This window comes from Sphingomonas sp. CCH9-F2, from assembly GCF_001556735.1.
Lineage (GTDB): Bacteria > Pseudomonadota > Alphaproteobacteria > Sphingomonadales > Sphingomonadaceae > Sphingomonas > Sphingomonas ginsenosidimutans.
Genome location: NZ_LSJO01000044.1, coordinates 1 through 4,409 on the forward strand (window position 1 = coordinate 1; position 4,409 = coordinate 4,409).

A 4,409-nucleotide genomic window follows, 5' to 3' on the forward strand; every position below is an offset into this window, starting at 1 on the left:
CATCGGCACGCGGCGCGCGCGTCGCTGGCGCCGGCGCGGCGCGCGCGACCGGCGCTTCGGTGACCGGCGGCTGCGTTACGGGCGCGTCTGGCGCGTGGGTGATCGGTGCCGTGTTCGGCGCGATGGTAAGTGTGGTCACAGCCTCGGGCAGGACGGCGCCCGGCGCGGCGTCGGGCAGGACGGCGGGTCGCGCAGTGTCGGCGACCGGCAGCGCCGCGGGCAGCAGGGTGGGCGCAACGGCCGCTGCGGCGGGCAGCGCCGGCATCGTCGTGCCGGGGGCGGCAAGCGCCTGCCGGGCGGCATCGGGCAGCGTCGGCACGCCCGCGGCGCCGGGCATCAGCAGGTCGATGAACGAAACCGCCGCCGCCTCGCCCGGCGTACCGCCGGCGGCGGACACGGGCGATGCCGGAATCGCGATCGCGCCCGGGGCGGTCGTCAGCAAAAGGCTGGCCATCGTGGTCAAGGCGTATCCAGTCGCAGCGGGTTGAACCGATGGACGCGAGCGTCCGTGGACACATCAGCAAGATGCGTGCCGTTTTGAGATTCGCGGCGGGCGACATGCGGTCGGCGCAGCGCGCCTCGCGACCGCCCCGCCATCCGTACAAGCCATTGGATTCGCGGACCTCGCGGAGGAAAGGGCGGCCCCCGCCCCGGCCGCGATCGCGCGTGGCTCAGCGCCGGCGGGCGGGCACGGGCGCATCCTCCAGCGCCTTCATCTCGGCGCGGATCAGCTCCGCGCGGTGGCGATCGATCAGCTTTTCGACCGCGCTCTGGTCGCGGTGCGCGGCGCGTGCGGCCTGGCTGCGGCGGTCGGCGTTCATCTCGGCGGTGCGGACGCGCTCGACCGCGGCGTCGGCAGACCGGTGCAGCCGCTCGCGGAAATGCGCGGCGGCGGCCAGATGCGCGGCGCCGGGGACCAGCGCGGGCTGCGGCGCGACCGCGGCGGCCAGCTGCGCGATGCGATGCGACAATTGCTGCTCGCTGGTCACCTGTTCGCGCGCGCGCGCTTCGTCCGCGCGCGCCAGGTTGAGTTGCAGCGTGCGGACGCGGTGCAGCCGCTGGAGCCGCTTGCCGTCAGCCATGCGTGCCGTCCGGCGCGTCGCCGAACACGCCGGTCAGTTCCGCCGCGGCATCCTCCAGCGGCACGATCTGGTCGGTGTCCTGGCGCACGAATTCCATGATCGCGGGGTGATAGGCGATCGCGGCGTCGATCGCGGCGTCGCTGCCGGCGCGATAGGCGCCCATCAGCACCAGATCGCGATTTTCCTCATAGGTCGCCAGATGCTGGCGCAGCGCGCGCGCGGCCTGCTGGTGATCGCGCGGCACGATGTCGTTCATCACGCGACTGACCGATTTGGAGATATCGATCGCGGGATAGACCGCGCGCTCCGCCATCGCGCGGCTGAGCACGATATGCCCGTCGAGGATCGATCGCGCCGAATCGACGACGGGATCGTTGCCGTCGTCGCCGTCCGCCAGCACGGTGTAGATCGCGGTGATCGACCCACCGGTGTGGACGTCGGACCCCGCCCGCTCGATCAGGTTGGGCAGCATCGCGATCGCGGACGGCGGATAGCCGCGCGCCGAGGCCGGCTCACCCAGCGCCAGCCCGATCTCGCGCCCGGCGTGCGCGACGCGGGTCAGTGAATCGATGATGAGCAGCACCTTCTTGCCTTCGGCGCGGAACGCTTCGGCGATCGCGGTGGCGCGCAGCGCGCCGCGGATGCGCAGCACGGGGGAATGGTTGGCAGGCACCGCGACGACGACCGCGCGCGCGCGCGCCTCCCCGGCCACTTTGGTTTCCAGGAAGTCGGCGACTTCGCGGCTGCGCTCGCCGATCAGCCCGATGACGACCACGTCGGCCCGCGCCGCGCGCACCATCATCCCCAGCAGCACCGACTTGCCGACCCCCGAACCGGCCATGATGCCGACGCGCTGGCCCTGCCCGACGGTGAGCAGCCCGTTGATCGCGCGCACGCCGACGTCCATCGGCGCCAGCACGCGCCCGCGGTCGAGCGGCGACTGGATGCGCCCGGCCAGCGGCCAGTGGCCCGCGCCGCGGATCGGCCCCAGCCCGTCGATCGGGTTACCCGCGCCATCGACGACGCGGCCGAGCAGCGCGGCGCCCACCTCCGCCTCGCCCGGCGCTCCCAGCGGGCGCACCGGCGCGTCGGGCAGCAGCGCGGCGGCGCCGCCCAGGTTCATCATCAGCGTGCGGCCGTTGCGGAAACCGATCACCTCGGCCTCCACCTGATGCGTGCCCGCCGCGCCGATCAGGCAGACGGTGCCGACCGGCAGCGACAGCCCCACCGCCTCCATCAGCAGCCCGTCATACGACGCCAGCCGCCCCGACACGCGCGCGCGCGGGCGCACGTCCGCAGCGGCGAGCGCGTCGAGATAATCGCCGGCGTAGCGGTTGAGCATCACGCGGCGGCGGTTCTGGACGCGGGAAGGGGAACGCGCTCGATCGCGCCGGCAAGCTGGTCCAGCCACAGCGCTGGGCCGTCCTCGACAATGGTCGAGGCGGCTTCCAGCACGAAGCTGCCGCGCGCGATCGCGGCGTCGCCGACCGGGAAGATCGTGTCGGGCAGCAGCCCGTCCAGCAGCGCGACATCGTCGGGATGGACGCGCAGCATCGCCGATTCGTGCGCATCGGCCAGCAGGTCCGACGCCGCGGCGATGCGCGCCGCCAGCAATTCGCCCGACACGCCGTTCTCGCCGACCAGCTTGCCGACCAGCGCCAGCACGGTGCGGCGCAGCGCATCGGCCAGCGCCGCGCGGTCGATCGCGCCGCCCGCCTTCAGCTCGGCTGCGAGCGCGGTCATCATCGCGCGGTCGCGCTCCATGTCCTCGCGCGCGGCCAGCGTGGCGGCGGCGACGCCGTCCTCATACCCCTCGGCGCGCGCGACCTCGACGGGGTCGAGGAAGGCGCTGGGCTCGGCCGCGGCATCGAGCGGATCCCAGCCCTCGGTGGGATTGTCGGCGCGGTCGGCGGGGTGGAAATGGCGCGGCGCGGCGCCGACCGTCTCGGCGGTGCTGCCGCCGAACGCTTCCTCGATCCGCTGGATCAGTTCGGCAGGAGTGAAACCGGTCGGGGATTGATGCTCGCGGGTCTGCGCACGCACGCGCGAGGCCGCCGCCTCGTCCACGCGCGACGGCAGTCCGATGACGAAACCGTTGTCAGACATAATCGTCGTCGCCTGCCCCCATCTGGATCGTCCCGTCCTTCGCCAGGTTGCGCGCGATCTGGATCATCACCTTCTGCGCATCCAGCACTTCGCTCAGCTTCATCGGGCCGCGTGCTTCCATATCGTCGCGGATGCCGTCGGCGGCACGTGCCGACATGCAGCCCAGGATGCGGTTGCGCGCGCTTTCCTCGACGCCCTTCAGCGCACGGGTCAGCGTGTCGCCGTCGACGTTGCGGATCAGCGTGCCCAGGTTCTTGTCGTCCATTTCCAGCAGGTTCTCGAAGACGAACATCGCCTCCTCGATCTGCTTGGCCATGTCGCGGTCCATCTTGAACAGCTTGGGCATGACGCGCTGTTCCACCGACTTGCGCGCGCCTTGCAGCAGCTTGGCCGCCTCGCGCGCGCCGCCCAGTTGCAGCGACGTGCCCGCGCCGGTGCCGCCGCCGCTGGTGCGGTTGGCGATCAGCGTGCGCAGCATGTCGACCGCCTCGGGCGTGATCGGCCCCAGCCGTGCGATGCGGTGCAGGATGTCGGGCTGGACCAGCTCGGGCAGCAGCTCCAGCACCTTGCTGCCGACCTCGGCATCGAGATTGGCGATCATCACCGCGGCGATCTGCGGATGCTCCTTGTCGAGCAGCGCGGCGATCTCGGTCGCGTCGAGCCAGTCGAGCAGGTCGATCTCGCACACTGCCTCGGCCGGGGTGATGCGCGCCAGCACGCTTTCGGCCTTTTCGGCGCCCAGCGCGCGGGTCATCACCGATTCCACCTTGCGGCCGGGATCGAAGGTGATGCCGGTGCGCTGCCGCGCACACCCGACGAAATTGTCGAGGACGAGCTGCACCTCTTCCTCGCTGACGTCCGCCACCGCGAACATCGCGCTGCCCAGGTTGCGGACCTCGTCGGGTTCCAGCTTCTGCAGGATCGCGGCGGCTTCGTCGTCGCCGACCAGCATCATCAGCACCGCGGCGCGCTCCACCCCGGTGAAGGTGCGCGGCGGCGGGGTCGTGGCGGTGGCCTGTTCCTCGCTCATGACTTGGCGTCCGCGGCGATCATGTCGCGTACCGCGAGCGCGGCGCGCGCCGGATTGTCACGGGTGAAGCCACGCACCGCGTCGATCCGCTCGTCATAGCTGCGGCTGGTCTCGATCTGGTCGAGGCCGACCGGTTCGGACACCTCAATGTCGTCATCGTCGTCGTCGTAATGCGCGGTGGCGTCGTCGGC

The 4,409-nt window shown here is 71.9% G+C and carries 5 protein-coding genes and 1 pseudogene; all 6 read right to left on the reverse strand.

Annotation, left to right across the window (positions count from 1 at the left end; translation table 11 throughout):
- Window positions 1-463: pseudogene (locus tag AX685_RS01195) on the reverse strand (hypothetical protein); the annotation flags it as partial.
- 208 nt (window positions 464-671) lie between these two features.
- Window positions 672-1,082 carry a hypothetical protein gene (locus AX685_RS01200; RefSeq protein ID WP_066484491.1) on the reverse strand — a complete coding sequence of 137 codons (411 nt, stop codon included), beginning with the start codon at window positions 1,080-1,082 and terminating at the stop codon, window positions 672-674.
- Window positions 1,075-2,424, reverse strand: coding sequence for a FliI/YscN family ATPase (locus tag AX685_RS01205; protein WP_066484493.1), 1,350 nt, complete (start codon window positions 2,422-2,424; stop codon window positions 1,075-1,077). Before AX685_RS01205 ends, AX685_RS01200 begins: the two co-directional genes overlap by 8 nt.
- Complete coding sequence (locus AX685_RS01210) at window positions 2,424-3,188, reverse strand: FliH/SctL family protein (protein ID WP_066484495.1); 765 nt, start codon at window positions 3,186-3,188, stop codon at window positions 2,424-2,426. Before AX685_RS01210 ends, AX685_RS01205 begins: the two co-directional genes overlap by 1 nt.
- A complete protein-coding gene (gene fliG / locus AX685_RS01215) occupies window positions 3,181-4,218 on the reverse strand; it encodes a flagellar motor switch protein FliG (protein ID WP_066484497.1) in 1,038 nt (345 codons plus the stop codon). The genes AX685_RS01210 and fliG overlap by 8 nt, the downstream gene beginning before the upstream one ends.
- On the reverse strand, window positions 4,215-4,409 hold a 195-nt coding region (locus AX685_RS22170; RefSeq protein WP_197418433.1), incomplete at its 5' end, for a hypothetical protein. The genes fliG and AX685_RS22170, both read right to left, overlap by 4 nt.

What these genes read in the sequence shown, in the direction of transcription:
- AX685_RS01200 (WP_066484491.1), bottom strand. Translation starts at nt 1,082, where the DNA reads ATGGCTGACGGCAAGCGGCTCCAGCGGCTGCACCGCGTCCGCACGCTG.
- AX685_RS01205 (WP_066484493.1), bottom strand. Translation starts at nt 2,424, where the DNA reads ATGCTCAACCGCTACGCCGGCGATTATCTCGACGCGCTCGCCGCTGCG.
- AX685_RS01210 (WP_066484495.1), bottom strand. Translation starts at nt 3,188, where the DNA reads ATGTCTGACAACGGTTTCGTCATCGGACTGCCGTCGCGCGTGGACGAG.
- fliG (WP_066484497.1), bottom strand. Translation starts at nt 4,218, where the DNA reads ATGAGCGAGGAACAGGCCACCGCCACGACCCCGCCGCCGCGCACCTTC.